The organism is Pseudomonas sp. EA_5y_Pfl2_R50 (genome assembly GCF_963970475.1).
In the GTDB taxonomy this organism is placed as follows: Bacteria; Pseudomonadota; Gammaproteobacteria; order Pseudomonadales; family Pseudomonadaceae; genus Aquipseudomonas.
Genome location: NZ_CAXAPT010000044.1, coordinates 1 through 903, shown reverse-complemented (window position 1 = coordinate 903; position 903 = coordinate 1). Strand labels below are relative to the sequence as shown.

Annotated in this window: 2 pseudogenes; one reads left to right on the top strand and one right to left on the bottom strand. The window is 64.2% G+C overall.

Annotated features, from left to right (window positions below):
• Positions 1–491: pseudogene (locus AACY19_RS26585) on the bottom strand (cytochrome o ubiquinol oxidase subunit II); the annotation flags it as partial.
• A gap of 118 nt (positions 492–609) precedes the next feature.
• Between AACY19_RS26585 and AACY19_RS26580 the strand changes: the two are divergent.
• Positions 610–903 (top strand): annotated as a pseudogene (locus AACY19_RS26580) (hypothetical protein); the annotation flags it as partial.

Genomic DNA, 903 nt, shown 5'->3' with positions numbered 1-903 from the left:
CGATCGACCGGTGCGGCCAGCTCGTTGACGGTGGCGATGCCGTAATCGGGGTAGATGAACAGCCACTTCCAATCGAGCGCGACAACCTGAACCCGCACCGGCTTGGCCGTGGCAGCGACGGCGCGACCCGCATCGAGGCGACCGATCGGACGATAGGGATCGAGCAGATGCGTGCTGGTCCAGGTCACCGCGCCCAGGCAGATGATGATCAGCAGCGGGGCCGCCCAGATCACCAGTTCCAGCGCGGTGGAATGGTGCCACTCCGGCGAATAGGGCGCGTCCTTATTGGTTGCGCGATAGCGCCAGGCGAACAACGCGATCAGCGCCATCACCGGAACGTTGATGAGCAACATCAGCACCGTCGAGAAAATCACGAGGTTGCCTTGCTGCACTGCAAGATCGCCCGCCGGGTCCAGCACGACGGCGCTGCACCCACCGAGCAAGGCAGGCGCGAGCAGCGCCAAGGGGCGGAGTAAGGGGGTTCGGGTCATGCGGGCGCAGATACGCGGGGGACAGGGGGCCTCCCATTGGACACTTTGTCCAATCCCCGCTGCAGTGCAGCACGCTTAGAGGGGGCGTTCGGCGATCATGCCGGGAGTTCGAACACCGATGACTGCAGCCACCACGCCAACCTCGCGCGCGATCGAAGCCGATGCCGGCCGAATCAATGCCGAGCACGGCGAAATCACCTCGGGCGAGATTGCGATTGGCGTCGTCATTGGCCGCACGTCGGAGTTTTTCGACTTCTTCGTCTATGCGATCGCCTCGGTGCTGGTGTTTCCGACGCTGGTCTTCCCCTATGTCGACCGTCTGACGGGGACGCTCTATTCCTTCGCGCTGTTCGCGCTCGCCTTTGTGGCACGCCCGATCGGGTCGTTCCTGTTCCTCGCGATCGACCGCGCC